The sequence below is a fragment of the Clostridium nigeriense genome (assembly GCF_050585245.1).
Taxonomy (GTDB): Bacteria; Bacillota; Clostridia; order Clostridiales; family Clostridiaceae; genus Clostridium; species Clostridium nigeriense_A.
In genome coordinates, this window is record NZ_JBNOOF010000047.1 from 1 (window position 1) to 489 (window position 489).

Consider the following 489-nt stretch of genomic DNA (forward strand, 5'->3'; position numbering starts at 1 on the left):
ATAGCAGCGAGGATTTTAATTTAGCCTGTGCATTGAGACAAAGTATCTCAACCATTGTAAAAGTTTTCACTATTTTTTTATTGCCTGCTGCATTGTTAGGCGTACCCACAAACGTAATTGCTATCGTTGCTCCTTTACATTTATTTGCCCAGTTCTGGTATCATACACAACATATTGATAAAATGGGCTGGTTAGAAAAAATCATTGTAACACCTTCTCATCATCGTGTGCATCATGCTTTGAATCCGGAGTACTTGGATAAGAATTATGGACAAATTTTTATTTTTTGGGATAAATGGTTTGGTACTTATCAGGAAGAGTTACCGACAGTGAAACCCGTTTATGGTATAACCCGGCCGGTACAAACCTGGAACCCTATAAAAATTAATTTTATGCATATGGCCACATAAATATAAAGCAATATCATAATCATATAATAAATAAACTAATGATTGTTGTTCCTTATCATACAAGAACTCTAATCAATGG

Annotated in this window: 1 protein-coding gene; it reads left to right on the plus strand. The window is 34.4% G+C overall.

The window, feature by feature from the left end; all coding sequences use genetic code 11:
• The coding region (locus ACQPUY_RS17770; RefSeq protein ID WP_430843390.1) for a sterol desaturase family protein at window positions 1–410 on the plus strand (410 nt) is incomplete at its 5' end.
• Window positions 411–489 lie beyond the last annotated feature (79 nt).